The following is a 25,971-nucleotide window of genomic DNA, read 5'->3' as shown; positions in this document are numbered from 1 at the left end:
GAAGGGCGCCTCTGGCAAGATGACGTCATGTTCGATTTCGGCATCGCGGGCTACCAGCCGGCATGGTTGGACGGCCGTAGTGACGTCGTGCAGGAGCATGGGCATCGTCTGCGTGGTCTTGCTGGCAGGACGCTCACGAGGGTCTGGATGGTCTGGGACCTCAGGGATGGCGAGTGGTTCTCCGACTGCCCGGTGCTGTTCGACTTCGATGGCCAGCAGGTCGAGATCAATTATCAAAAGCTGGGCGATCTCTCCCTGACGTGGAACATGATCGACCCTACCTATCCGGTCCGGTGGCCCGGCTTCGACCTGCAGTGGCGCCCCGAGCCTTTCCCCGGGCTACAGGCGTTGCGGGGGCTCCGGCTCAGGGCGGCCGAACTGCTCGAATGGACGGGCGAGGACGTCGCTCAGGGAAACGTCGACATCAGCTTCGTCTTCGAGACGGGTCGCGTGACTGTCTTCAACGCACTCGACGAGAACGGGGTGAGCTTCGGCCCTCCTGGTCCGAGTCAGCGATCCCACCCGTTCCATGTCCTTCTGCCAGGCGGCAAAGTAGTCGTAGACGGTGCCCCATAGGGCCCTCTTCTTGCGGCCGTTTGAGCGTGACGAATCGGACTCCTGCGGTCTTGGGTCAGTGCGCGGTGAGCCCGCCGTCGACGACGAACTCCGCCCCGGTGACGAACGAGGACTCGTCGCTGGCCAGGAACAGCATCGTGGGGGCGATCTCCTCGGGGCGGCCGGCGCGCCGCATCGGGGTTCGTACGATGTCGGGCTGCTGGTCCCCCTCCTCGTCGAGGATCTCCTGGATCATGGGAGTGGAGATGACCCCCGGGTGAACGGAGTTCACCCGCACGCCCCGCGTCGCGTACTCCACCGCGGCGGTCTTGGTCAGCAGGCGTACCGCTCCTTTTGACGCCTGGTACGCGGCGGCGGCTCCGCTGCCGATCAGCCCCAGGACGGACGAGGTGTTGACCACCGAGCCGTTGCCGCTGGCGCGCAGCAGCGGCATGGCGGTCTTCATGCCCAGCCAGGTGCCGGTCTGGTTGACCGCGATCACCCGGTCCCACGCCTGCGGATCGGTGTCCTCGACGCCGGGCCAGTCCACGATGCCCGCGATGTTCACCAGCACGTCCAGTCCTGCGAAGCGCTGCTCGACCTGGGCGATGGCCTCGCTCCACTGCTGTGCCGACGAGACGTCCAGGCCGATGCCCAGGGCCTCGGCGCCCTCGCTCTCCAGCCGTGCCGCCAGGTCCGCCGCGGCGCCGGTGGAGGCATCGGTGACCACGAGACGTGCTCCTTCGCGGGCGAACAGCTCCGCGGTGGCCCGCCCGATGCCGCCCGTCGCGCCGGTGATCAGCGCTGTCTTTCCTGTCAGGCGTCCCGTCATGGCGGTAATCCCCTCGATTCTCTGTCTGGTGCTGGTGCTGGTGCTGGTGCTGGTGTGCTCGGTGTGCCCTGTGCCGGATCAGAGCGCGGTGAAGCCGCCGTCGGCGGCGACCACGGCTCCCGTGACGAAGCTGGAGCGCGGTGACGCGAGGAAGCACAGGACCTCGGCGATCTCCGCGGGCTGCGCCACCCGGCCCAGGGGCTGTGCGTCGGCGAAGGACGCCAGGTATGCCCGGCTGTCGGAGCGGAACGTGTCGAGGAAGTCGGTCTCGATCACGCCTGCGGCGACGAGGTTGGCGCGGATGCCCAGGGGCCCGCCCTCGACGGCGAGCACCTTGGTCAGCTGGGCCAGAGCGCCCTTGGACGCGCTGTAGGCGGCGCCCTCGGGCAGGGCGACGGTGCACGTGTAGGAGCCGGTGCTGACGATGGCTCCGCCGCCGCGGGCCTTCATGGCGCGGAAGGCTTCGCGGGCGAAGAAGAAGGAGCCGCGGGCGTTGACCGCCATCACCGCGTCCCAGTCCTCTGCGGTGGTGTCGGTGATGGGCTTGTTCAAGGTGCGCCCGGCGTTGTTCACCAGGATGTCCAGCCCGCCGAAGGTGTCGACGGCGGCCTGCACGGTCCGCGCGGCGGTCTCCTCCCCTGTCACGTCACCGGTCACCGGCAGAACGCCGGGAAACTCGTCCGCCAGGGTCTCGGCCTCCGGGCGCAGGTCGACGGCGACGACATGGGCGCCGCGAGCACTCAGGAGCGCCACCGTCTCCCTGCCCACGCCCCGCGCGGCCCCTGTGACGACGGCGACCTTCCCGGCGAACTCGGTGGCCTGCCGATCGCCTTCATCTCTCCTGTCCATGGCGGGCTCCTCTCCTCGATACTGCTCGATCAGTGCGCTTCCCTCGCATGGGTCGCGCCCCACCGAGAATGGGCAGGCAGGCGGCCATCGGCCAGGGTGCGCTCTGCCTGGGTGCGGCACACCCAGGCAGAGCTCCGGGCCCGGGCCCTACCCTGAACACATGTCTGAACGCACGGCCGACAACCACCTGGGCGATTTCCTCCGCGCACGCCGCGCCGACCTGGGGCCGGCGGACGTCGGCATGGCGAGTTACGGAACCCGCAAGGTCGCTGGACTGCGCCGCGAGGAGGTCGCCGTCCTGAGCGGAGTGAATACCGACTACTACGCCCGCCTGGAACAGGGGCGCGAGCGCAACCCCTCACCCCAGGTGCTCGACGCCCTCACCCGCGCGCTGCGGCTCGGCACCGACGCCCGCGCGCACCTGTACCGACTGGCCGGGGCCACACCGGACCACCCGCTCGCCGCGCACACCGCAGAGCGGGTCAGTCCAGCACTGCGCCAGCTGATGGACGGCTACCCGAACACCCCCGCGTTCGTCCTCGACCGGACCCTGGACATCCTCGCCACCAACGCCCTGGCCGACGCCGTCTACGCCCCGTTCGACCCGGCGGACAACCTGGCGCGCATGACGTTCCTCGACCCCGCGGGCCGGCACTTCTACACGGACTGGGACCGGGCGGCCCAGACCACCGTCGCCAACCTGCGCCACGCAGCAGGCTTCGACCCGAACGCCCCACGGCTGCGCGAGCTGGTCCACACCCTCACCGAGCACAGTGCCACGTTCACCCGCCTCTGGAACGCCCACACCGTGCGCGGTAAGACCCAGGACGCCAAACGCCTGCGCCACCCGGACGTCGGCCCCCTCACCCTCACCTATCAGGCCTTCGACGTACGCGAAGCGCCCGGCCAGCAACTCGTCATCTACCATGCCGAACCGGGCAGCCCCAGCGCCCAGGCCCTGGGCTTGCTCGGCTCCCTCCACGCCACCCGGCGCTAGCCTCGCGCGCAGACTTCCCCTGACCGCCACCAGCGGCCACGGCCCCCGGAACTGGTCCCCGCCCGTCGGCCACCCCACCGGACCGGCCGACCCCGGCTGGCCAGGCGCGCCCCGGCCTTCGGACCGAGATGGGGGAGTGGGCGATACCCCGCGCGTGCCGGTGCAGCACGCGCGGGCCATCCTGGCTGGCGTAGTGGTCCGCGAGAAGCCGCGTACCGCTGCCGCCGCGCAAGTCCGGGGGCACGACGTCGTTGCGCACTGCCGCCATCCGCCGCGCCCACGACCTGGGCGTCACCTTCTTCGAGACCGCCGAGCTCTACGGCTTGGGCACCGGCTCCAACGAGATCCTGGTCTGCAAGGCGGGCGGGCAAGGACTTCCGCGACGACGTGGTCCTGGCCACCAAGTTCAGCTTCGACCTGTCCGACTTGTCCGGCCCGTCCCAGGGGTACGGCCTCAACAGCCGCCCCGACAACATCCGCAAGGTCGCCGACAACAGCCTGCGCTGGTCCGATTGCGCCGTAGTCCATGATCAGTCCGGTGGGCGGCAGACAACGGTCGGGTGGGGGCGGCATCGGATCTTCTTGAGCTTTCGCTTGATCACACGGGTGAGGTGGGCAAGGTCCGATGTGGCGGCGAAGGCGGCCGGTTAAGGCCGGGTGGGTCTTGGTGTCGGCGGCAGGAAGTTGTTCGATGGGGGGTGAGGGCACGGCGGGAAGGGAGCCCGGGCTGGCGCTGAGCGCGCGGTTGTTGGAGGTGGATGCGGCCGGGGGCGTTGACCACCCACGTGCGTGCGGTGGGGCGGGGTGAATGTGCGCACGGTGCGGCGGCGGCTGGATGGCCGCTGCGGCCGGGCGGATCCGGCGCCCGGCCGACGGCCACGCGCGAGCAACGAGGGGAAGACGTGTCGGCGTATCACCCAACCGTGATCACCATCCGGTGACCTTTGACACGGACCCTAGGCGAACCAGTCGGGGTGGCGCTTGCGGAGATCGGCCATGGCGGCGACGAAGGCATTGAGGGCGTCGCGCATCAGCTCCCCGTAGGGCTCCTCGAACACTGCCGCCTGAGCGCCGAAGCGGACCGTGGTGGTGACCACTTCCGTCTCCCCGCTCCACCCCGCTTGGTCGTTGCTGCCCGACCAGGTCTCCCACCGGCTCGTGGAGGACACCGAGAGGGACGACAGCTCCCGATACGACACCCGCAGCAGGTGTGTCCCGTCGAGTACACACAGATGTGTGCTCGTATAGGCCACCGCCCATCGCCAGTTCACGATGCGGCCCGTCCCGACGTGACCGATCAGCCGCTCCCAGTTGAGGAGGTGGCACCTGTCCCGAAGCTTGGCGACTCTGCGCCCCACGGATGTGCCCGCGTCGATGAGGGCGGCACCCTGCTCTCGCAGTAGTCGGCGCAACGCGATTTCGAAGTCGGCGGGTTCGGCGAGGTGGCGCTCGATGTGGGCGTCCACCTGCTGCTTGTCGTAGCCGATACCCCTCTTGCCCGACACCTCGGAGAAGTAGGGCGGCCGGACAGGTGTGGTCCGTTGAGAGTCCGACACGAGGTCGATGACCTGATTGAGGTGTTTCATGACCTCGCCGATGTCGTATCCGGAACCCTTCACCGGGTCGAACGGGAAATTCGTTGAGGGCGCGGCCAGGCCCGGCTCCGGGGTGGCCGCGGCGACCGGTTCGACCGCGGCGGGACGGCTCGGTCTGGGCCCGGCCGGATTGAAGGCGACGACAAGGTCACCGGTCGCGCTGTTGACGCTGAGGGTTGGCGTCTGATCGGGCAGAATTCGCCGGACCCGGTCGCAGACGTCCCGGTAGAACTCCTCGGCGCCTACGCGGCCGTCACCGTCCCGGTCGCCCGTGCCGTGGCGCAGCGACTGCACCACGGCCGTGGTGAAGACCGACGGCTTGGCCCCATCGCGGCTGCGCTCGCCGTCCTCGTGGCTGTACTGCAGCGAGGTCGAGGAGGTGATGATGAAGCGCCCGCGGCCTCCGAGGTTGCCCGCCACGTCGACGGCATGCTCGCCCGCGCGCGTGCGCAGGCCCTTCACGAACGCGCCGCTGTAGCAGCAGTCAAGGAGCAGGATGATCTGCTGCGACGCGCTCTGCTCCATGCGGTCGTTGAGGAAGTCGGCGTCGAGCGAGCTTGCTTCGAGCGTGTCGACCTCCGTGTCCCGGGCGGCGAAGTGCAGCCGGCCCCGGGAGTCCTTTATGCCGTGGCAGGAGAGATGGAGCAGTAGAAGGTCCTCGGGAGCCGCCGCGTTGAAGAAACACTGCACGCTCCGGGCCACTTCGTCGCGCGTCCGGTTCTTGAGGACGCCGACCTCGAAGCCCCCGATCGCCCCGTCCCTCAGCACCTCGGAGAGGGCTAGCGCGTCCGCGTCCGCCCCGGGCAGATGTTCCAGCCGCGGATCGTCGTAGCGCGAGGCCGCCACGACGAGAGCCCGCCTAGCCACGGTCGCCGGACTCCGCCGCCCGAGCCGCGTCCCGGTCCCGCTCGACGGATGTGAAGAAGTGCTCGATCGCCTCGCGCTGTTCGGCGCGTCCGGCTGAGGTGAGCCGCAGTTTGTGCTCGCCCAGCTTCATCTCGATGGAGCCGGAGTTGCGGCGCCGCAGCCAGTCCTGCAGCAGCCCGATCAACGATCGCACCAGTGTCGGCGCGGTCCGCAGGGTGATCACGATCGTGGCGGCCTCCCACGCCTCGACCGACCGGGTGCCCACCGGCGCCGGCCCCGCGCGCAGCGGCGTGACGCGATGCAATGCGAGCCCCACCAGCTCCTCCGTCAACGCTGTCGTTTCGGCCTCAGACACGCGCATTCCGGCCGACTCGTCGTGCCACAGCCGAACGGTTGCCTCGGCGAGATCCCCGTGACGGTCCATGCCCCGTCCCCCTCATGGAAGTGCTTCAAGCGCAAGAAGGGGGACAGAGTGGCATGAACGGGCCCGTCTTCGGGGCGGTTTCGTGGATGTTCGCACTCCACCGGGCTGAGCATGCCCCACAACCTGCCCCATGCCCCGGCCACCCAATTCCGGTTTTTCGGAGGCGCTGGGCAGCAATGGCTGGAGCCGCTGGTCTCCGCCGGGTTCTTCTCGGCTCCCTTGCCGCCGCAGCCGTATGGCGATGAGGGCCTGATGCGGCTGGACGTGTGGCCGGAGTCTGCTTACCTTGCCCGAGTCGCGGCGGATAAGCCACAGGATCACATGCCGTCCGGTGCGGAACGGCGGCGGCTTGTCCAGAAGGAGAACCGCCTTCGCCGGTTGCGCCGGGTGCCGAGAATGCGGTCGTGGATATATGTGTCGGGCAGTTCGGCCGTCCGGCGGGCGAGTTCCTGGAACGCTGAGAGGTATGAGCTGTCGCTTCCTCGCAACTCGCGCTCTCGTTCTACGAATGGCTGGGTGGCCCTCCAGACGTTGATGATCCGGTGACGTAGAAGCGGAAGAAACAACTTCTCGTCCACGAGCTGGAAGACGGTCAGGGTGGCGAAGGAATGGTAGTAGTACACGACATTGCAGAAGGCCGCCTTCGCCTCGCCGGGAAGCCCGCGCACTCCCTCGCTCGGGTCATGTTCCTGCTGAAGACGGTTGCACACGTAGTCGTGCTGGTCGTGAAACGCGGCTGACCGGAACTCGTCGAGCAGAGTGATCATCGCCTGAATATTGTTCACGTGCTGACTGATCCGCGTCTGCCGGACACCAATCCAGGTGGGAACAGCGATGGCGATCACGGCGATGACGACTGGGAGCACGTTGATGAGGAACGCTTTGAGCATCCGATCAAGCTAGAGAGGAATCGCAGCCGACAAGCCGGATGCACACATCTGGAGCGTTTCTGCCTGCTCTTGCAGTGAGCCCGTCGCTACTCAGGTTGACTCGTAGAGCCTGCGGGATCGTGACGGTTCATGATCCCTGCGGTACGACGGAATCATGAGGTACGCGCAGAGGGGCGGGTACACGCCCGCCGAGCAGCAGAAGCGCCGTCTACCGCGGCTTCAACGCCGCACACCGCGCCGCCCACCGCACCGGCTCACTCATGCCGCCCGCCCACATCCTCAACGCTCCCACCCGGCTGATGAAGGACATCGGCTACGGCAAGGACTACCAGTACGACCCCGACACCACCGATGGCTTCTCCGGCGCCGACTACTTCCCCGACGACATGGACCGCGAGACGTACTACCAGCCCACCCAAAACGGCTACGAGGAACAGATTCGCCAACGGCTTGAGCGGTGGTCGGCCCTGCGGAGGCAACGCCGGAATGAGGGGTGACGCGGCGTTGCACGTACCCCTGCAAGTAGTGGATTTTGTGGAGGCCCCTGATGCTGATGGCACATCCGTGTCGTGCTGAAGAGCCTGCTTGAGTGCGACGAACTCGACGGACTGTCAGTGGAGGCAGAGACAGAACGGGTGGCCGGCCGGGTCCGCGTAAATTCGCCAATTGGCTTCTGGGTGGAGTTGGTCCGTCCGCTCCAGCACGGTTGCGCCGAGGGCGAGCGCCCGCTTTTCCTCCCCGTCGAGGTCGTCCACGTCGAAGTCCAGATGGAGCTGCTGCGGGCGCTCCTGGCTGGGCCATTCCGGCGGTCGGTAGCTTTCCACCCGCTGGCAGGCCAGTGGTGTCCCCTCGAATCCGTGCACCTCGATCCAGTCGGAATCCCCCGGGTCTGCGACCACCCGGCCGCCGAGGAGCTCCGCGTAGAACCGTGCGAGCCGTACCGGGTCGGCGCAGTCCAGCGCGACAGCCTGCAGCTTTCGAATCACTTACACCACTTCTCTTTCGTCGGCCGCTTCTTCGACATCCTGCACGAGTGGCCTCATGCCCGCTGGCCGGGCGGTTAGGCCCGTCGGCACGTCGACAGGACAACCGACCGCACTGCGAGGTTTCCGCGGCACCGCCTCTTACGCAACGCCCCCGGACTGACCGCACGGCCTAGCGACTCCGGGCCAAGGGGCGGCTGGCGTCGCGGGGCTACGAAAACGGTAGGGGGGTGGGCCAGACCGTCGCAGACCGAGCAGCGCAAAGCATCGACCAAGGCGGACCGCGGCCATCCATGGCTGCTTGGCCGTCGTCGGCAAGCGCTTGCCTGACGACCGTGCGGTGTCGTCAGCGCCGGGCCGACACGCGAATGCATGAGCGTGGAGAAGAAGGGCACCGGACGCGTGCGGGCCGGGAGGATCATGATGCCTGGGGAGGTCGAAGGCCCTCCCGGCTCGACCACAGGGGGCCAAACAACGCCAGGGCGTCTGCTTCATTCGCTCCGGAGTCGATCCGGTCGAGGCGTCTTGAGCTGGTCCTCGTTTCAGGGGTGCGGGTGGCCCTGTTCGGGGTCGTCGTCGGGGGTCTGCCAGGTTTCTCCGCGCTGGGCTTCGCCACTGGGGGGAGTGCGGTGGGACGGTGCAGTTGGTTCGGTGCGGCGGGCAGCGCGGCGCCGGCCGCTGATGAACATGGCGAGTAGCCCTGCGACCACGACGATGCCGACGATGAGGAAGACCAGCGAGCCGCCACCCTCGACGGCGAGAACGGTTTGACGGTGAGTCTGCATGACGATCAACTACCCGAACTGTGGCGAAACAGTACAAAGAGTCGCCGGCTTGGGGGAAAGCGCCGCCGTGTACGGGTCTGGGGTCCAAAAGCGGCCCCAGCCCGGACGACCGCGCACGGCCGGGTATCGGTTCTGATGCATGCCCACGCGTTGGCCTGGACGGTCGCGTAGTGGCTACCGGTCTCCTGGCCGTCAGGGAATCCCAGCAGTCCGTCCGGCCCAGCGGAGCACAGTTCTGCCGCACCCACGTGGTCACACTCGGATAGGTAGGGCAGCGCAGGCCCCGCCTGCCGGGGGCTCAGGCGGCGGGCCCATGGCGAGGTCGGTCAGGGCCTTCATCCGTGGTCGGTAGGTCTTGGTGCCCCTCGTCCCACGGGTTTGTCCAGCCGCACACCCCGCAGGCGTAGCGCCCGCTGATGCCTGAAATCTGGGTGCCGCAGCCGCGACAGTCCGTTGTTGTAATCCCTGGTGGCTGGAATCCCCCGGCCGACGGGGGAGGCGTCTCGGACGTCATGACTTCGACCCTACCCATGCCGCTGTTGCCGAACGGCTGATAGGGCCGCACTGCCCGCACGCCCAGGAGCCGTCCGAAGCTTGTTGGGCCGATCCACCGCATGAGGGACAGTTCACCTGACTCAACTCCATGCCCAGCGGCCCTCGCCGGTCCTTGTCCGAGTGCCCCCTAAACGGAGGGTTAAGCGAACGGCTATCTGGTTGCACGCATGCGGAAGACTCGGGGCTGACGTTCTCGAAGCCCACCGCCCAGTCTTACCGAGGTCGGATCGTGGAGCCGCTGTGGCACAGCCGCTTCGGCTCCTTGCCAGGGCCGTTGGCGGTCCCGTCGCCGCCGGTGACCCACTGGTCCGGCTCCCTCCCGTAGCGGACGCAGACCGGGCCGATCCGGCGGCCGCCGACGGGCTAGGTGCCGTGAGACGGGCCTTGCCAGGCGCGCCCTACGGCGGCGTCGCCCGGCTCGACTTGTCAGACCCTGCATCTAGAGTGCGGCGAGATGGGGCCGGTTCCGAGGCCACCAGCACGGGAGAACGGCAGCCTCCCTGGTCTGCACGGGGGTGGCTTCGGCCCAACCGGCGTCCAGGCAATGTCGAGGGCCACGAGTGCAGCCTGCCAGCCCGGCCCCATCCTTGGCCGCCCTGACCACCGCCAACTCGCCACAGCTGGTGCACTTGTCTCTGTACTCCGCGGCGCACTTCGAGGGCCCTGGCAAGATTTCCTTGAAGTTGGGGAGTGCCACCGTGCGCCGGTGACGCCCCGTCACGGGACGCGCCATTGTCGGCGAGTGTGATGACCTCGTACAGATCGTGTCTCCGCACCCCGATGCGGTGCGGGTGGAACGGGTGTGGGTGGCGGGCGGCGTGGTCCGTATCGCGGCCCGTACCCGGGAGTTGACGGTGGCGTGTCCGGGCTGCGGTCGCGGTTCCGTACGGACGCACAGTCGCTATTGCCGCACGCTGGCCGATGTCACTGTCGGGGGCCGCCCGGTCGTGATCGGGCTGTCGGTGCGGCGGCTGTTCTGCGACGGCCCGGGCTGCGGTCGGCGGACGTTCGTTGAGCAGGTGGAGGGGTTGACGGTGCGCTATCAGCGTCGCAGCCCACTGTTGCAGCACCTGGTGCAGAGGGCCGGGGTGCTGCTCGCCGACGGCGGCGGCGCCCGGCTTCTGCAGACACTCATTTGGTCTTCACGCCCAAATACCGGTGCGGACCGTTCACCGACGAGACCCTCCCGCGCTGCGAAGAGATCATGCTCGCCGTATGCGCGGACTTCGAAACCGAGCTGGTCGAGTTCAACGGCGAACGCGATCACGTCCACCTGCTGGTGCACTACCCGCCCAAGGTCACCATCTCCCGACTGGTCCGGCTCCCTCAAGGGCGTGTCTGCCCGCAGGCTGCGCCAGGAGTTCCCCGGCCACATCCGCAAGCACCTGTGGGGGGATCACTTCTGGTCCCCGTCCTACTTCGCAGCATCCTGCGGCGGAGCACCGCTGGCGATCATCAAGGAGTACATCGAGAACCAGAAACGTCCCGACTGAGGCCAACAGCCCAGACCCGTACGCCTGTGCGGGTCACACCTGCCTTGAGAAGCGATTCCTCCCGGGCGTGAACACCCAGGGTTCCTCGCTAGATCATGCTGAAGACACGCGGCAGAGCCGCGCGGGAATCCGGCCGCCTCGGGGGCCGTGCTCTCGGATGGGCACAGGTGCCGCCACTCTCGCCTCAGCGACGGTCCCGGGCGCCGCGGCGTGCCGCGAGTGCCGTAGCCGGCCAGCCGGTGCAGATCCGCCACCGGATCAGAGCAGGCCCCCGACCAGCACGGTCCGGTGGGACCAGACAGAGCCGGTCCTGCCGACCAAGGCTGGTTGAGAATTGGAAAGCTCGGATGAGACCGAGTGAGAATCCAAGTGCAGGGAGACAGGACACCCGCCCGTCTCAGCACCGTGTCCCATCGGCCGCCGGCTGGACATCGACCGTGAGACTGAATGCGTAGGAGCGCACCGGGTGTCGGTGAACGAGCCTGTGCCTACGAACCTTGGTCCTTGCTGGGGGCGACCGGGAAGGACGCCTCGTCGCGGTCCGTGCCGTCGGTGATCCACCATCTGTCCTTGCCGAGAAGGGCCAGTTCTGCGCGGCCATCGCGGTCCCAGTCGTGGACGTCGAAGAGCGTGCCGTCGACGGGGCCGTCGTCACCCGGCACGGAGCGCTTGGTGGTGCGCCAGGGCTTCGACCCGAGCCCGTGCTCAGAGCCGCCCCGCAGCACCTCAATCCGCGCGTCCCCCGTCTCCTTCTTCTTGGTGAGCTGCACGGCCAGGTCGTCGCAGCCATCACCGTTGAAGTCTCCGGCGGCGAGCCGGGTGCCAAAGCCCTCCTTGAAGTCACCGCCCTCCATGGTGACCCACTTGTCCGGCTCCTTCCCGTAGCGGACGCTGACTTGGCCGCGGCGGTGGGGTGTATCGACCTCGTCGTAGCTGTCGACGAAGCTCCGGCCGATGGCGACGTCCTGTCGCCCATCGCCGTCGAAGTCGCCGAAGACGACGTTCTCGCCCTCCGGCAGATGCTCGGGCTTCTTGTTCAGGCCGCCGGCGGTATGGGTGCCGCCGGTGAACAGCAGGGGTGGATCGTAGGGGGAGTCGTAGAGCGCGAGATCGGTGGCGGCGTCGTCGTTCGCGTCCCCGGCGACCAGCACGGGTGACGCGCCCTCGTGGACGGGGCTGGGGATCTCCACCGTCCGGGCGGGGGCGCCGGAGCGCTTGAACGGTCCCTTGAGGACGATCAGTTCCTGTTTCTCGTTCGAGTCCCTGAAGACCGCGAGGTCGGTGTGGCCGTCCCCATCGAAGTCCCCGGCGATCGGCGCGGTGTTGTATCCGCTGCCCGGCAGTCGGACGCTCCCGTGCGGACCGCTGGCCTGCGGGCCCTTGGGACCTCCCCACAGGACCTGGGCGGCGCCGCTGACGATGAGGTCGGCGTGGCCGTCCTCATCCAGGTCGGCGATCGTGGGCTGCCACGGGTCGTCACCCGTCTGGATGCCGTCGGGCACACCGAGGTCCTCCTGGGTGAGGAGGGTCGTGCGGTCGTGGTCCGGACCGTGCTCGGAGCCGGGTACGACGAGCACGTCGACCTTCAACGACCGGGAAATCTCGTGCACCAGATCGACAAAGCCATCCCCGTCGAGATCGAGGGCCGCGGGCACGTCCTTGCGCGTCGAATCGGCTGCTCGGCAGGGGCTGTTGGGCACCGCGCGCACGCCGTCGGACGGGAGAAGGATGAGGCACGCCACCACTGCTACTCCTATGAGGGAGGCCAGTACGGCGTGCCACATGCGCAGGTGGCGGACGAACGGACCGCCTGCTGTCGGAAGGTGCATCAGCCCACTTCACGGGCGTGGACGCGGGCCGCACAAGGAAGCAGATCATTTTGTTACGGGGGTGATGCACGACGGTCCTGCCCCCCCCGTTAACGAGAGACCCGGTTGCCCGCCACCGGCGCAGGTTCCGGGTGCAGACCTGCCTAGTGCAATCGGACTCCGCGACCCGCGCCGCCCGAAGCGCCTCGCTCTCGCCTACCAGCGCCTGGCACAGGCACATGCAGTTCACCCCGGGGCGCACGATCAGCCGGACTCCGTCAACGGCCACCGTGGTTCTCATGGCGCAGGTATGCGGTTGAGGGACCCGGTCCTCCAAGAGCGCCCCAAGCAGGGCGGGCAGGGAACGAGGACGACCTCAGGGCAGCGCGGCGTGGCAGCGACACCAGGCAGAGGCCCACCCGAGCTGGTCTGCCACATGCCGTCTTCGTAGGTCTCGCCATCTCGGATGGTGTGCTGGCACTGACCTCACAGGTAGGGAGCCAGAGGGGCAGTCATAGGGATCTCCGCTCGATGCCGAGGGAGCAGGCGGCCGCTCGCCATGAGCTCACTTTCGAGCGGCCGCCTCTTCCCGCTGTGGCCAGTCCGACGTAGCCGCGGCGGGGGCTAGGGATGGCGGCGGACGTATCCGGCCCGCTCGGCGCACTTCTCGTGCAGGGTGACGGCCGCACCACCCGCAGCGATGGAGAGCATGACGAAGGTGGTGGTGGGCTGACCCTGTGTGATCGGCTGGTCGCAGTGCCAGCAGAACCGCCCGGTCACCGCCGTGCCGCCTTCAGGATCTGCCGCAGGGCAGTACCGGTGCGGCAGTGCGCAAGCTCGTCCGCGCATTGCTCGCATGTATGGGTGTGGTCGAGCTGCGTCCGGTATACGTGCAGAAGGACACAGGGGCGGCACCCGCGGGGGAACCAGTGAGCGGAGCTGCCGTGGGCGTCCACGGCCCGCTCGCCGAAGTGCGCGGCTGTCGTGTTGAGGGCGACGGCGCACCACACGCAAGGCCTGCCGCTCGCCTGAGGCTCGGACAGGGTTTCAACGGAAGGCAGCGGGCCGGCGTTCAGAAGGCCGTCGGAGCCGGGGACGTATACGCAGAGCCCGCCTTGCTGGCCGGTCGGCGCTGCCGAACGCGCCCCTGGCCCGCGCAGCCTCGGCGAGGTGCTCGATGGTCGCCAATACCTGCCGTACCCCGGCGGCAAATCGCCCTCTGTTACACACCTGTGCCGATTCGCCCTACAACGAACCCCGCGGCCGCGTCGTCTAACAGGTGGGATCCGAGCCGCGGACCAATGACGAACGAGGAGTGGGCACCAATGGGGGACATACGCAGACGAGGAGCTGTGGCGCTGGGGATCACCGTGCTGGTGGCCCCGCTCACGGTGGCGCTCGGCACGGGCAGTGCTCAGGCCGCGTCGTGCTCGACACAGACCGGGCCCTACCAGAAGCAGGTCGAGAAGTTCCTCGGCCGCCCGGTGGACGGCAAGCAGTCGGCAGCCGACTGCAAGGTCATCAAGGCCTTCCAGACCAAGCACAACATCACCCCGAACGCCGGGTACGCGGGCAGCGTCACCTGGGGCGTCATGAACCTCATGAACAAGCAGAAGGCGGTGGGCAACAACCCCAACAAGGCGGGTAAGTGCCCGACCAACAAGGGACGCATCGCCTGTGTCGACCTGACGCTCCAGCTCAGCTGGATCCAGGACGGCAAGAACCTCAAGTACGGCCCGATCCCGGTACGCACCGGCCGCAACGGCCACGAAACCCGCACGGGCCTGAAGAAGGTCTACTGGCGCGACATCGACCACGTGTCGAGCATCTACCACGTGCCGATGCCGTACAGCCAGTTCTTCGACGGCGGCCAGGCGTTCCATTCGGTCGGCATCAGCGTCTGGTCCCCGCCGGGCTCCCACGGCTGCGTCAACATGACGAAGAAGGACGCCGTGAAGTACTGGAACATGCTGCGCAAGGGCGACGACGTCTTCGTCTACGGCCGCAAGCCGGGCACCTGATCCGCCATCCGCCGTTTTCGCGGACCGACGGCCCGAGCGAGGGGCGCCGCCGAACGGAGCTGCGCCCTCTTGAAGTGGCTGAGCGGAGGGCGCGGGGATGTCGTCCCCCGGTTCTTGTACTGGTCGTGGGCGGCTGTTGTGAAGTAGATCGTCCAGCAGGGGTGGGTTTCTGAAGGCTTCCGTGGTCCGCGGCTTCCGTGGTCCGCGGCTGCGGACAGATCCCCGCCCTGCTGGTCGAGCATCTGCGCCAGGCAGTCGCGCAGCCCACGCTTCCCTGCTGGGGTTGCGCAACCGGGCCATCGGCACGCTCGCGTTCGCTGAGACCCTTGGATGCCCGGATCCACCGTCGTGGAGGGCTACTTCGAGGCCGGGGGAGGCTGGGACGGGGACGCGACGAACGGGGTGGTGTCGTTCGGAGCGGCGGTCAGGGCGCCGGCTGCAGCCACGCATCTGGCAGGCTCAGTCCGTGCGGCAGCGACCCGCCCCCGACACCAGGTCGATCGGCGCGGGGCCGGTCGACCTGGTGAAGTCGAGCGTGGCGCCGGTGAACCGCGCGCCGCGAAAGTCGACCGTGCCCCCCCCCGAGAACGTGGCGCCGAAGTCGACTCTTCCGCCGCAGAACACCGCTTGGTTGAAGATGACCGTGCCGCCGGAGAACGTTGCGCCGCCGAACGAGACGGTGCCGCCGGAGAAGCACGCGTAGACAAAGGAGAACGTGCCGTCGGAAAACCGGGCGTCGCGGAAGGAGACCGTGGCCCCGGGGGCGAACACAGCGCCGGTGAAGTCTCCGCCGTCGAAGACGACGCCGGTGAAGTCGAGGTCGTACCCCTGCCAGGAGACGGAAGTTTCCTCGGGGTCGACCGACGTGCGGTCCCGGATGAGGCGGATGATGGTGTGCCGCACCTCGCGCAGCGCCAGGTAAGCGTGCCGGGCGGCAGCGTCGTCCGGCGGCAGGTCGGCCTCAGCGGTGTAGGGCAGGCGCAGATACGCACGGCACGTCGACGCACGTCTGGCGCAGCAGGCCGGTGGGTGCGTCGTCGGCGAGCCCGGCCAGCGCGTGCACCCCGCCGAGGCGCACCGCGGCGGACTCGTCGCCGATCTGGGAGACGGCCGTGGTGAAGCGTTCGGTGTGCAGCCGGGTCGCCTCGCGCAGCGCGCCGTCCTCGTCGACCCGTTGACGTCGGTAGGCCACCACCAGGGCGACCAGAGCACCGGCCCCGGCCACTACCCCGAACGCCAGCTTCACCAGGTCGAACAGCGTCGAGGCATCCAGGCGTGGCTGGGCTTTCAGGCCGCGGGCGCCGAGCAGGTCCCACCCGGCGAAGAACACCCCGGCTGCGATGCCGACCGTAGCGATGAAGGTCAGGGACAGGACGAGGCCGACCGGCCATAGGCGCAGGCCACGCGGCTTCCGGCGGCGTATCGGTTGAGGGATCACACCGAAGGATCGCCCAGGACCAGCAGAGGCTGCAGCCCGTCGACTCATCGCATCTCGTCCCGATGCCCGATGCCCGATGCCCGATGCCCGATGCCCGACGCCGACCGCAAGACGATCGCGGCAAAGCCCCCGTACCCGCGCAGAAGGCCTGCCCCGTGTCACCGCTGACGGACCAATAGAAGAGATCTACCCATGCCCGCGTCCACAGTCACGCCGCGCGCGTACCGTGACGGTAGGACCCGCAAGGAGGACCAGCCGATGAGCGCGCAGCCCGACCACGCCCCCGTCACGCCCTACGCCCCCGCCCCGGGAGCTCCGGCCGAACTCCTCGCACAGCTGCGCGCCGACCGGCGCGCAGCGCAGTGGGTGCCTGCCTTCGAGCGGGACTGGGCAGCGGCGCTGGAGGAGTCCCGCCGGACGTTCTCCCTGGCCGGGCTGTACGAGGTCGTCCAGGAGTGGCAAGGCCGCCTGGCCCACGCCCCGGCGGTCGACGCGTTCGTCGCCTCCGGCCACGACGACAGCGCATCCATCGACATGGCGGAGCTGCGGGGCAGACGCCGGTGACCGCACAGCCGTACGCGGTCCGCTTCTCCCCGTCGGCCGCGAAGGTCCTCGGCATCCTGCCCGAGCACGTCGAAGACACGGTGTGGGACGTCTTGGACGCTGCCGCGGCCGACCCCTGGGGCTTTGGCCAGTGGAACGCGGAGGACCCCGAGGGCGAGGACGTGCGGTACGCGTCCGTCGGCCAACTGTCCCTCACCTACTGGGTGAACAGGCCCCTGCGCCGCCTGACCGTCCTGAACATCGTCTGGCTCGGATAGCTGCCCGGTGACAGCGCCCGACCCCAGCATCGCAACGGCCCAGGGCGGGGCGTTTCGCGTGGTCGCCACGGCCGTATCCGCCGACAGCCGGCCGCCGGGTATCGCCTACGGCCCGCACGTCAGCCTTGTTCTTGTTCGGCGGCCATGGAGTCGAAGGTTTCCCGCATCAGTTGATCGATGACTCCGGGCCGTCCGGCCAGGGAATCGAAGAGGTCGGCGAGGAGCCACAACACGAAGCCGTGTACGAGAGCCTCCTCCGGCGGGATCTGCCCGAATCGGTCGCGCCACTCCACGGTGTCCATGCCCATCGCAGCGGCCATGAGGACCCCGGTGGCCATCGGCACCTGAGCCGGGTCGGCCGTCTCGAACGTGGGGAGCCCGCGGATCACGGCGGGGATCAGATCGCTGAGCGGATCGAGCCGATCCTCGCTACCGGACTGTTCGGCGATCAGATAGCCGGTCAGCACGCCCACCAGGAAGACCGTGCCACGGGACACCTCCTCACGCCCGTACGCGTCCACCGCGGCCGTGACGCGCTGCTGCGCCTCCTGGCGGTCCTCAGCAGAAGTCCGCTTGTCCAGGACCCGGTATGCGGCCCACGCCGCACGGATCGCCTCATCCACGACTACGCCGTCACTCGTCATGGAACAAACCGTAGGCGAGGAAACGCGCTGCCCGAGAACTCCTTCAAGGAAATCGCCAGGCCTCGCGCGTGGCACGGGACAACGGCCCGCGCAGCTCACGCACCTGCGACACGCGTGAGCTTCCTCAAGGCGAAACCGACAAAAAGAGGCCGGGCCACGGGAAGCGTTCCCGTGGCCCGGCCTCATGACGTGGCCGCTGGGCCTGTCATCGTCGCGGACGCCTCGTCACGGAGCGAGCCGGTACGCGTTCGTGATCGTCTCCGTCACGGTGTTGCCGCTCGTGTCCTTCACATACACGCGGTACGACACGGGCTTGGCCGCCGCGGGGTGCTTGACGCTCGCGGTGTGCGCCCCGCTGGTGTCGGTCGTGACGGCGGCCGACTTCCATGTGCTGCCGCCGTCGTAGGAGACCTTGACGGTCAAGGCGGCGATCTTGCCGGGTCCGGCTGCCGCGCCGGCCACCTTCAACGGCACCTTGAGCGTGCTGCCTGCCGGGGACGTGCCGTTCAGCGCCAGTTTCGGCGCGAGGCGGACGGTGGACAGGGGCAGCGTGGTGGGCGGGGCGTCGGGCGTCTTCGCCGACTTGAACGTCCAGGCCGCGGCCACCTTGGTGCTGGTGGTGGCGACCGTGGCCGCGCGGGTGGCCTCCATGGTCAGACGGTAGGAGGCGGAGGCGGCCGGGAGATCGGCGTTGACCGCGCCGGGACCCCCCTCGGCGATGGTGCGGCCGCCCGACTCCAGCCGGGTGAAGCCGCCGGTCGTCACGGAGCTGCCCGCATGCCCCGCGCCGTCGCTGAAGAGCTGGACGTAGGCGTCCATGGAGTTGCCCGCGCGGCGCGCGCCCTGCCCGTCATCGGCGTTCAGGTCGGGGCCGACGACACCGGTGTTGAAGTTCAGCGTGTAGCGCTTCCCCGCCTTGTACGCCACCGCGCCGGTGCCGTAGTCGATGGTGGAAGCCCCCGTGCCGTCGAGCTGCGCCATGGACCAACTCCAGCGCAGATCCTTGGTGTTGACATAGCTCGTACCAGAGGCCGGGAGCTTGAGTTCCGTCAGCGGCTGCAGAGGCGGGTTGTAGCCGTTCGTGCCGATCGGCGTGGCGGACAGCGTGCCCTTGCGCCGCGCGGCGGAGGAGCCGACGCCGTATTTCACCTCGGCGAGTTCGGCCTTGGTGGCGGCGTGCTTCAGGCCCGAGAACCAGCTGCCGCTACGGCTGAAGCCCAGCCGGTAGTCGACGTTCCGCGCCGCCGTCCCCGAGGCCTTCCAGACACCGTTGTACTGGGCGTTCAGGGTGGGAGATGCGGCGCCGATGCCGAGGGTGCGGATGACGGTGTCCTCGCCCAGGCTCCAGCTGCGCGCGATGCCCAGCGCCGCGTCGTCGTAGCTGATGTCCGACGTCGTCAGACGCGCGCCGGCGTCCGGGGTGGTCACGGACACCGGCTTGGCCTTGCGCGAGTCCAGTATGACCGTCGCCTTCGCGGCGACCTTCAGCTTCGGCTGGACGAAGACCGCGAAGCTCTTCGTCGGGCCGTAGACGGAACTCTCCAGCGCATACGTGCCCTTCGGCACCCGCAGCGTGACCGGACCCTCCCGGTAGGGGACCTCGATCTTCCGCTGCGTGCGGTCGGTGAGCGTGGTGGTGTAGTTGGACGAGTCCGTGCCGTTGACGTCGAGGTGCTTGACCGTGAGGTCATAGGACTCGACCTCACGGTCGACGACCAGGCCGGTGCGCACTTCCTGGCCGTCGCCGGCGGCCAGCAGCGTCCCGCCGTAGATGCCGTCGGAGGTGCCGAGCGTGGTGTCGGCGGTGACGGTGGTCTTCGCGGTGCCGCCCGCCGGGACGGTGAGCTTGGCGTCCTTGACGGTGAACATCTTCGACGGCCCCGGGCGGCCCCTGGGGTCCAGGGCGTCGGCGGAGAGCGTCAGGGTGACGGGCTTGGTGCCGAGGTTGCGGTAGGTGACGGTCTTGGCGACCGGCTTGTCGTCGGTGTGCGGCCAGGCCTGCGTGCCGAAGGCGACCGTGCCGGGCTCCGGGACGACGGAAGCGGTGACGGCGCGCGTCAGGTCGACGCGGCCCGCCCCCTGCTGATGGGCGTTGAGTGTGGGGTTGGGCGTGGCGGAGCCGGTCAGCGCGGCCTTGAGCTGCGGGCCGGTCCACTTCGGGTGCTGCTGGAGGAGCAGGGCGGCGGAACCGGCCACGTGCGGCGTCGCCATCGAGGTGCCCGACATGGCGACATAGGGGTCGCTCTCGGAATCGCCGGGGATCTGCGTGGAGCGTGCGGCCGTGATGTCGTCGCCGGGCGCGGTGAGGTCGGGCTTGGCGACCCCGTCGGCCTGCGGGCCCCGGCTGGAGGTCTCCGCGATGTTGTCCTGCTTGTCGACGGAGCCGACGGTCAGGGCGGCGGGGGCGCTGCCGGGCGAGTTCAACGTACCGGCCTCGGGGCCGTCGTTGCCCGCCGCGATGACGAACAGGGCCTTGCCGGAGAGCCGTGCGACGGCCTCCTCCAGCGGGTCGGTCCCCGGCGAGTCGAGGCTGCCGAGACTCAGGTTGACGATCTTGGCGTCGCTGTCGACCGCCCACTGCATGCCGGCGGCGATGCTGGACTCGGTCCCCGTGCCCTCCACCTCGGAGATGACCTTGCCGTCCAGGACCTGTACGTCGGGCGCCACACCCTTGTACTTGCCGCCCGACTTGGCCCCGGAGCCCGCGAGGGTCGAGGCGACGTGCGTGCCGTGGCCCATGCGGTCCTTGGCGTCGGGTGCGGACTCGGTGAAGTTCTTCTCGGCGACCTCGACACCCTTGAGGTCCGGGTGCGTCTGGTCGACCCCGGTATCCAGGACGGCGACCTTGACGCCCTTGCCGGTGTATCCGGCCGCCCACATGGTGGGGGCGCCGATCTGCGGCACGCTCTTGTCGAGAGAGGGACGGACCGTGGCGTCCAGCCAGAGGTGCTCGATGGCCGGGGCCGCGGTGGTCCGCGCGTTCGTACGGCCGCCCGTTCCGCCGGTGAGCTTCGTCCAGACGTCCCCTGCGCCGGACTTGGGCGCGTCGAACGCCTCGCCGCCGATGGCGGGCAGCGTACGGCGATCGCGGGCCAGGCCGTGGAAGGTGTCGCCGGGGCGGTTGTTGGCGCGTCCGGGCCGGTACTTGACGATCAGCGGTAGCGAGGTGCGGTGGGCGTCGTCGTACTTGTCCCCGACGAGCCGTGTGACATCGAAGAGCCGCCGGTCCAGCCTGCCAGCGTTGATCAGTGACTGGGCATCCTGCGGCACGACGTAGGTGTGCCCGGCCTCGCGCCGTACCGCGATCGCGACCTTCTCGCGCCCCTCGCCGCGGATCAGCCGGACGACCTGTTTGCCCCCTGCCCGGACGACCACCCGGTCGCCGGTCACCAACGTGACGGTCGCCGTCTTCCCGCCCTGCGCCGCCCGACCGGTCTTGGTCTCCCCACCGGTACGTATGCCCGCGCTACGGTCCTTCCCTGGATCCGGTCTGGAGTCGGCCGAGGCCACCCCCGCGACCAGTGCACCGGACATCACGGCGGCCATCGCCGCCGTCCCCACCCTTGATATGACTGCCACCCGATTTTGCCTGTCTCTGAGCGTGCCTGACGTGGTCGCCCGTAACACGTGATCTTTGAGGTGTTTGGTTCTGGGGAGACGGAAGATGCGGCGGAGATATCTTTTGGAATGGTGGTTGACGTCCCACCAGATGCGGTCAAGTCCCGCTAAATATGGGCATTTGGCACGCTCGCTTTACTCTGGGCGAGGAGCGCGAGGGTGAAGCGCGCAGAACTGCGTGAGAGTGGTTCCGTCCCCTTGACCGAACTTCGGTACCGCGTCCGTCTCCTGGCGGCTGGCGGTCGAAATGCTCAGGTGGAGCTGATGGGCGATCCCCTTCACCGTCGGCCCCGGGTGCTCGGGGCGGGCTCCGGTCCGGGCGACCCTGCCGGCTGGATCAGCCCGGGGGCGTAAGTCCGCAGGTTGATGCGAACAGCGTGTATGTGACCGGTGGGCCGATGCTGCGGGGGAGGGGCAGGTGACAGCGTCGTCCAGTGTCCGCGGGCCGGCCGCAGGGCACAGTTGACGAACCGTCACCAGGGGAGAGCACATGAGCACCACGTTCACCGGCCGAACGGGCATCACGCGCCGCCACATGATGGGAGCTGCGCTGGCCGCCGGGGCGGCAGTGCCGCTCGCCGGCGTTGCCGACTCCGCGTGGGCACGCCCGGTCGAGGCCGACGCGGCGGCGAGGCGGCTGATGCTGCCAGCACCGAGGGGGCCGTATCCGGTGGGCACGGTCCAACTGCACCTGGTCGACCGGTCGCGTCCGGACACTGTCGCGGGTCCCGGGCACTTCCGTGAGCTGATGGCCACGATCTGGTATCCCGCCCGGAATGTCCGGCGCTACCCGGTGGCGCCCTGGATGCCGGCCGACGTGCTTCAGGCGTTCCTCGCCGACGCCGGGTTGAGCGAGCTGGCCTCGCGGGGGCCGCTGACGGCCGGCCGTGTGGGTGCTCCGGTGCGTCGAACGGGGCAGCGGCTGCCCGTCGTCGTGTTTTCGCACGGCGCGCACAGCCACCAGGGCGATCACACCATCATGGTCCAGGAGCTGGCCAGCCATGGGTATGCGGTGGTGACGGTGGCTCACCAGTACGACACCTACACCCAGTTCCCCGACGGCCGGATCGCCGTCCCGCTCAAGGATGGGCAGGCGCCGACGCTGCCAGGGGACTTCGCCGCCGACCTGCGCTTCGTCCTGGACTGCGTCGCGGATCTGGCCGCCGGGCACAATCCCGACGCCGGCAACAGAAGGCTGCCGGCCGGGCTGCTGGGCTCAATCGACGCACGGCGCGTCGGCGCGTTCGGCTGGTCCAAGGGCGGGACGGCCACTGCCTGCGCCATGCTCGCGGACGAGCGGATCCGGGCCGGGCTGAGCCTGGACGGGCCGATGCAGATGAGGCCGCCGCTGGCCGGCGACCTGGACCGGCCGTTCATGATCATGTCCGCCGTGTACACCCGGGCCACGGATCCTCAGGTCGCCGCATTCTGGTCGCACCTGCGGGGCTGGCGGCTGAACATCCAGACCCAGGGCGCCGCCCACCTCTCCTACGGCGACAACGAGGCGCTGTTCCCCCAGGTGGCGAAGCTGTACGGATGGAGCGCGCAGCAGCTCCAGGACGTGATCGGCACCCTCGATCCCGAGGAGGCGGTGCGGATCCAGCAGGCCTATCCGCTCGCGTTCTTCGACCAGCACCTGCGCCACCGTCGGGGGCGCCTGCTCGACGGACCGTCCCCGGGCTTCCCGGCAGTGACGTTCATTCCGTGAGGACCCCGGGCGACAGCACCGCGGTGTCCGGACCGCAAGCAGGCATCGCGGTCGAGCTTCAAAGACGAACAGGACTCGACACGGGCTCACAGTCACTGCGCACTGTGCACAGCGGCACCGTGCCAGTCCAGGATGAGGATGGTGGCGTCGTCCTTGAGATTGCCCCGGCAGGCATTCAACACCGCTGTCGTCAGGGTGCGCACGGCTTCCCTGGGGTGCGAGGCACGGGAGTCGCGCACGAGAGAAGCCAGATCGGCATCTGCGGCACCGCGCTCCTGCATGCCGTCCGTGAGGAGGACAAGGCGGTCGCCGGGGCGCAGCTGAAGCTTCTGCAGTCGGTACGAGTTGGGTGCCGCCACGCCGAATGGCAGGTTGACTTCGAGCTTGATCTCCTGGGTTTCGGTGTCGCCGTCGCGTAGGAGCAGTGGCCAGGGGTGTCCTGCATTGACCAGTTCGCAGGTGCCCGTCTCCAGACGGATGCAGAGCAGTTGCCCGGTGGCCAGTCCATGACCGTGGGCCAGCAGAGCCTCGTGGGCGCGACGTGCCTGAACGAGGGCGTCGCAGCCAGTTCGGCGGGCGCCGCGCAAGGCCCCGGTAACCAACGTGGCCAGCAGGGCGGAGTCGGTGTCGTGGCCCATGGCATCGGTGATGGACAGATGCAGCGTCTCCCGATCGAGGGTGTAGTCGTACGTGTCGCCACCGATGTCGTCGGCCGGGACCAGTCCGGCTGCCAACGTGAACTGGGGGGGCTTCGCAGCAGGAGGCAGAAGGCAGCAGTTGGTGCTGGATTTCTGCGGCCAGGCTGGTCCGGGTGGTGCGCCGGCCCGCGTGGTACAGGTCGGTGAAGCGGCGGTCGGTGACGATTATGTAGGCCAGCGCATGGGCCGCTTCACTGATCTGTCCGAGCACGGTGTCGTCGGCGTACTGGAGCGTCACCTCCAGCACCCCGATGCAGTCACCGCGATTGGTCACAGGCGAAATCACGCGCCGTCCGCCCTGACCATCCGATTCCACATGCTGTCGCTGGCTGCGCAGAACTGTGTCGTAGACGCTGCCCTGCAAATCGCTCCGCTGCGCAGCGTCCGTCCACTCTCCCTCGGCGGGCGCGCTCAGACGCAGTAGCCGCTGCCCCATGAGATCGGCGAACAGGAACGACACACGCTCCGCCCCGAAGCGCTTGCGCAGGTCGTGCGCGATGACGCTGACGGACTCCCCGGGCGGCGCGGACTCCGCGGCGGCCAGAAGCTCGCCCAGTTCCAGATCTCTGCCATCCATGGCAACCTCCCGTCGGCTGTCGCCACTTATGCCCAGGGATTCGCATACCTCACCTGGCAGATCCGTTGCGCCTGGTCACAGCGTTAATCCTGCTGGCCGGTCCTTGGCGGAAGAGCCCGGCTGACGACCAACCGCACATGTGTACTGGCTGCCGGGGCGGTCACGCCGGTCAACTCCTGCCGAGGGACGAAGGAATGAGGCGAAGGACGCGCAGCTGCCTCCGGCCGTGCTGCGGGAAGGCGCAGGCCTGCGGGGCCAGCGGAACGTGCAGGAGCGTCAGCGGTTGAAGCGGGGGCGCCAGAGTGCGGAGCAGTTGCATGAGGGCGGCATGGCCATGTCCTCCGGCTGCGTCAAGGGCGATCTGCGCTGGTCGGCATCGGCGGAACCGGGAGGCTTTCAGCACGCCAGGTCGCTACGGCGCCGGCTGACACGATCAGTCCCATGCCGACGAGCACCGGAGCGGAGAGACTTTCGGCGAGGACGATGGCGCCGATCAGTGCGCCCATCACCGGGTCGAGGGAGAACAACGTCGCGACCACTTTGGCGCCGGGCATCTTCGCGGCCTGGAAATCCAGGGTGAAGGCGAGGGCCACCCCACGACGCCGGAGACAGCGACCAGGCCCTTCGGGGGAAAGGACGGCCTGATCGCAGCCGCGCTGCACCGGCGCCTGGATCCCTGGGGACAGGTATGGCAGGAAGCGGTGGATGCCGCGGCCACACCCGCCGAGAAGCTCCTGGCTCTGTTCGACGCGGTCTCCGTCTCCCGGGACCGGTACACCCCAGGCCGCGGGTGCGCCTTCCTCGCGACCGGCACGGAACTGCCCGACCTCGACCACCCCGTCCACGCCGTGATCGAGGCGGAGTCCACGCTCCTTCTCGCGCGGCTGAACCAGCTGGCGGAAGCCGTCACCACCGAGGCCCCCGCCGCCCTGGTGGGCAACGTACTGCTCGTGTACGACGGAGCCATGGCCGGCCTCCAACGAGGACGGATGCCAGACCCCCTCGGCCACGGCAAGACGCTGGCGAGACGCCTGATCCAGAACGCGATCGAGTCCGAATAGGACGGCGTGGGAGTCTCCCCATGACCAGAACGTCTTCCAACTCGCCATGTAGGGCACGCTCTTGAAGCCCCGGGCCAATCACCTAGCGGCGCGCGAGCAGTACTCCGCCGAGCTTGCGTGCCGCCGCTGTGAGCGTGGGGTCGGCCTCGAGGGTGAAGCCGGCCTCGTCGAGCCAGGCAGCGACTTGGCTCGGTTGGCGACGACGGACGTAGGACTCCGGCCAGGGCTCGCCGCTCTCCTGGGGCTCAGGCGGTGAAGCATCGCCGACGTGAAAACCCAGTAGCAGCAGACCGCCGGGCCGCAGCACCCGACGGAAGCCGGCAAGGACCGCGCCGATCGCGCCGTCGGGGACGTGGATGATCGAGTACCAGGCGATCAGAGCAGCCAACGAACCCTCTTCAAGATCGAGTTGTGTCATCGACCCCACCTCGAACCGCAGACCGGGATGCTCACGCCGTGCCACCTCGATCATCCGGGGCGACAGATCGATACCGAAGGCGTCCACGCCGAGCTCCCTCAGGTGGGCGGTGATCCTCCCCGGCCCGCACCCCACGTCCGCGACGGGTCCGCCGCCTTGCGCCCGTACCCGCTCGGCGAACAGCGCCATGACCTCCTGCTCGGGCGGCAGTTCGGCCAAGAGGTGGCGCGTCTCGTCCGCGTAGCTGGTGGCATCGGCATCGTAGGACGCCCGCGTGTCCGCCAACCACCTCTCGGTTTCTGGGCCTTCCTGTCCGGTGCTCACACCCGCAGGC

Annotated in this window: 22 protein-coding genes and 5 pseudogenes; 11 read left to right on the top strand and 16 right to left on the bottom strand. The window is 68.8% G+C overall.

What is annotated here, in order from left to right; all coding sequences use genetic code 11:
* Positions 1–27: 27 nt before the first annotated feature.
* On the top strand, positions 28–576 hold the full coding sequence (locus OG302_RS01805; RefSeq protein ID WP_371525004.1) for a hypothetical protein: 549 nt from the start codon (positions 28–30) through the stop codon (positions 574–576).
* Between the two features lie 55 nt (positions 577–631).
* Here OG302_RS01805 and OG302_RS01800 read toward each other — a convergent pair whose 3' ends face one another.
* Both OG302_RS01800 and OG302_RS01795 read right to left on the bottom strand, forming a co-directional pair.
* Complete coding sequence (locus OG302_RS01800; RefSeq protein WP_371525003.1) at positions 632–1,387, bottom strand: SDR family NAD(P)-dependent oxidoreductase; 756 nt, start codon at positions 1,385–1,387, stop codon at positions 632–634.
* Between the two features lie 78 nt (positions 1,388–1,465).
* On the bottom strand, positions 1,466–2,236 hold the full coding sequence (locus OG302_RS01795; RefSeq protein WP_371525002.1) for an SDR family NAD(P)-dependent oxidoreductase: 771 nt from the start codon (positions 2,234–2,236) through the stop codon (positions 1,466–1,468).
* 160 nt (positions 2,237–2,396) lie between these two features.
* On the opposite strand from OG302_RS01795, the gene OG302_RS01790 reads away from it, so the two are divergent.
* Together OG302_RS01790 and OG302_RS01785 are read left to right on the top strand one after the other, a co-directional pair.
* Entirely contained in the window at positions 2,397–3,233 is an 837-nt protein-coding gene (locus tag OG302_RS01790) for a helix-turn-helix transcriptional regulator (protein WP_371525001.1), read from the top strand.
* A 260-nt stretch (positions 3,234–3,493) separates the two neighbouring features.
* A pseudogene (locus OG302_RS01785) lies at positions 3,494–3,740 on the top strand (aldo/keto reductase); the annotation flags it as partial.
* Between the two features lie 449 nt (positions 3,741–4,189).
* Here OG302_RS01785 and OG302_RS01780 read toward each other — a convergent pair.
* The 3 genes from OG302_RS01780 to OG302_RS01770 form a co-directional block, all read right to left on the bottom strand.
* Positions 4,190–5,695 (bottom strand): caspase domain-containing protein, encoded by a 1,506-nt coding sequence (locus OG302_RS01780; protein WP_371525000.1) that lies wholly within the window; start codon positions 5,693–5,695, stop codon positions 4,190–4,192.
* Positions 5,688–6,119, bottom strand: coding sequence for a hypothetical protein (locus OG302_RS01775; RefSeq protein ID WP_371524999.1), 432 nt, complete (start codon positions 6,117–6,119; stop codon positions 5,688–5,690). Before OG302_RS01775 ends, OG302_RS01780 begins: the two co-directional genes overlap by 8 nt.
* A 317-nt stretch (positions 6,120–6,436) precedes the next feature.
* Positions 6,437–7,009: a hypothetical protein gene (locus tag OG302_RS01770; protein WP_371524998.1), complete on the bottom strand. Its 573-nt coding sequence runs from the start codon at positions 7,007–7,009 to the stop codon at positions 6,437–6,439.
* Positions 7,010–7,221: 212 nt separating this feature from the next.
* On the opposite strand from OG302_RS01770, the pseudogene OG302_RS01765 reads away from it, so the two are divergent.
* Positions 7,222–7,506 (top strand): annotated as a pseudogene (locus OG302_RS01765) (replication-associated recombination protein A); the annotation flags it as partial.
* Positions 7,507–7,620: 114 nt separating this feature from the next.
* Here the strand turns inward: OG302_RS01765 and OG302_RS01760 are convergent.
* Both OG302_RS01760 and OG302_RS01755 read right to left on the bottom strand, forming a co-directional pair.
* Positions 7,621–7,995, bottom strand: coding sequence for a VOC family protein (locus OG302_RS01760; protein WP_361835504.1), 375 nt, complete (start codon positions 7,993–7,995; stop codon positions 7,621–7,623).
* Positions 7,996–8,534: 539 nt separating this feature from the next.
* The gene (locus OG302_RS01755) at positions 8,535–8,777 is read right to left on the bottom strand and encodes a DUF6479 family protein (protein WP_371524997.1); all 243 of its coding nucleotides are present in this window, start codon (positions 8,775–8,777) and stop codon (positions 8,535–8,537) included.
* 1,319 nt (positions 8,778–10,096) lie between these two features.
* Here OG302_RS01755 and OG302_RS01750 point away from each other — a divergent pair.
* Positions 10,097–10,303, top strand: a pseudogene (locus OG302_RS01750) (transposase family protein); the annotation flags it as partial.
* A 164-nt stretch (positions 10,304–10,467) separates the two neighbouring features.
* Positions 10,468–10,825: pseudogene (gene tnpA / locus OG302_RS01745) on the top strand (IS200/IS605 family transposase).
* 488 nt (positions 10,826–11,313) lie between these two features.
* Here the strand turns inward: tnpA and OG302_RS01740 are convergent.
* Both OG302_RS01740 and OG302_RS01735 read right to left on the bottom strand, forming a co-directional pair.
* The gene (locus tag OG302_RS01740) at positions 11,314–12,654 is read right to left on the bottom strand and encodes an FG-GAP and VCBS repeat-containing protein (protein ID WP_371524996.1); all 1,341 of its coding nucleotides are present in this window, start codon (positions 12,652–12,654) and stop codon (positions 11,314–11,316) included.
* A gap of 603 nt (positions 12,655–13,257) precedes the next feature.
* Complete coding sequence (locus OG302_RS01735; protein WP_371524995.1) at positions 13,258–13,413, bottom strand: hypothetical protein; 156 nt, start codon at positions 13,411–13,413, stop codon at positions 13,258–13,260.
* Positions 13,414–13,958: 545 nt separating this feature from the next.
* Between OG302_RS01735 and OG302_RS01730 the strand changes: the two genes are divergently transcribed.
* Entirely contained in the window at positions 13,959–14,654 is a 696-nt protein-coding gene (locus tag OG302_RS01730) for a L,D-transpeptidase (protein WP_371524994.1), read from the top strand.
* A 459-nt stretch (positions 14,655–15,113) separates the two neighbouring features.
* On the opposite strand, the gene OG302_RS01725 is transcribed toward OG302_RS01730, so the two are convergent.
* Positions 15,114–15,557: a pentapeptide repeat-containing protein gene (locus OG302_RS01725; protein ID WP_371524993.1), complete on the bottom strand. Its 444-nt coding sequence runs from the start codon at positions 15,555–15,557 to the stop codon at positions 15,114–15,116.
* Positions 15,558–15,615: 58 nt separating this feature from the next.
* Positions 15,616–16,092: a hypothetical protein gene (locus OG302_RS01720; protein ID WP_371524992.1), complete on the bottom strand. Its 477-nt coding sequence runs from the start codon at positions 16,090–16,092 to the stop codon at positions 15,616–15,618.
* A 258-nt stretch (positions 16,093–16,350) separates the two neighbouring features.
* On the opposite strand from OG302_RS01720, the gene OG302_RS01715 reads away from it, so the two are divergent.
* On the top strand, positions 16,351–16,656 hold the full coding sequence (locus tag OG302_RS01715) for a DUF6247 family protein (protein WP_371524991.1): 306 nt from the start codon (positions 16,351–16,353) through the stop codon (positions 16,654–16,656).
* Entirely contained in the window at positions 16,653–16,913 is a 261-nt protein-coding gene (locus OG302_RS01710; RefSeq protein WP_371524990.1) for a hypothetical protein, read from the top strand. Before OG302_RS01715 ends, OG302_RS01710 begins: the two co-directional genes overlap by 4 nt.
* A 119-nt stretch (positions 16,914–17,032) precedes the next feature.
* Here the strand turns inward: OG302_RS01710 and OG302_RS01705 are convergent, their stop codons facing one another.
* Both OG302_RS01705 and OG302_RS01700 read right to left on the bottom strand, forming a co-directional pair.
* Positions 17,033–17,557 (bottom strand): hypothetical protein, encoded by a 525-nt coding sequence (locus tag OG302_RS01705; RefSeq protein ID WP_371524989.1) that lies wholly within the window; start codon positions 17,555–17,557, stop codon positions 17,033–17,035.
* 225 nt (positions 17,558–17,782) lie between these two features.
* The gene (locus OG302_RS01700) at positions 17,783–21,136 is read right to left on the bottom strand and encodes a S8 family serine peptidase (protein ID WP_371524988.1); all 3,354 of its coding nucleotides are present in this window, start codon (positions 21,134–21,136) and stop codon (positions 17,783–17,785) included.
* A 529-nt stretch (positions 21,137–21,665) separates the two neighbouring features.
* Between OG302_RS01700 and OG302_RS01695 the strand changes: the two genes are divergently transcribed.
* On the top strand, positions 21,666–22,883 hold the full coding sequence (locus tag OG302_RS01695) for an alpha/beta hydrolase family protein (RefSeq protein ID WP_371524987.1): 1,218 nt from the start codon (positions 21,666–21,668) through the stop codon (positions 22,881–22,883).
* Between the two features lie 92 nt (positions 22,884–22,975).
* On the opposite strand, the pseudogene OG302_RS01690 reads toward OG302_RS01695, so the two are convergent.
* Both OG302_RS01690 and OG302_RS01685 read right to left on the bottom strand, forming a co-directional pair.
* Positions 22,976–24,158: pseudogene (locus OG302_RS01690) on the bottom strand (PP2C family protein-serine/threonine phosphatase).
* Positions 24,159–24,508: 350 nt separating this feature from the next.
* A complete protein-coding gene (locus OG302_RS01685) occupies positions 24,509–24,751 on the bottom strand; it encodes a hypothetical protein (RefSeq protein WP_371524986.1) in 243 nt (80 codons plus the stop codon).
* A 108-nt stretch (positions 24,752–24,859) separates the two neighbouring features.
* Between OG302_RS01685 and OG302_RS01680 the strand changes: the two genes are divergently transcribed.
* Positions 24,860–25,219, top strand: coding sequence for a TetR family transcriptional regulator C-terminal domain-containing protein (locus OG302_RS01680; protein ID WP_371524985.1), 360 nt, complete (start codon positions 24,860–24,862; stop codon positions 25,217–25,219).
* Between the two features lie 82 nt (positions 25,220–25,301).
* On the opposite strand, the gene OG302_RS01675 is transcribed toward OG302_RS01680, so the two are convergent.
* Positions 25,302–25,961: a class I SAM-dependent methyltransferase gene (locus OG302_RS01675; protein ID WP_371524984.1), complete on the bottom strand. Its 660-nt coding sequence runs from the start codon at positions 25,959–25,961 to the stop codon at positions 25,302–25,304.
* Between the last annotated feature and the right edge of the window lie 10 nt (positions 25,962–25,971).

The organism is Streptomyces sp. NBC_01283 (assembly GCF_041435335.1).
In the GTDB taxonomy this organism is placed as follows: Bacteria; Actinomycetota; Actinomycetes; order Streptomycetales; family Streptomycetaceae; genus Streptomyces.
The sequence above is the reverse complement of the archived record's forward strand: the minus strand, read 5'-3'. Positions and strand labels throughout refer to the sequence as shown.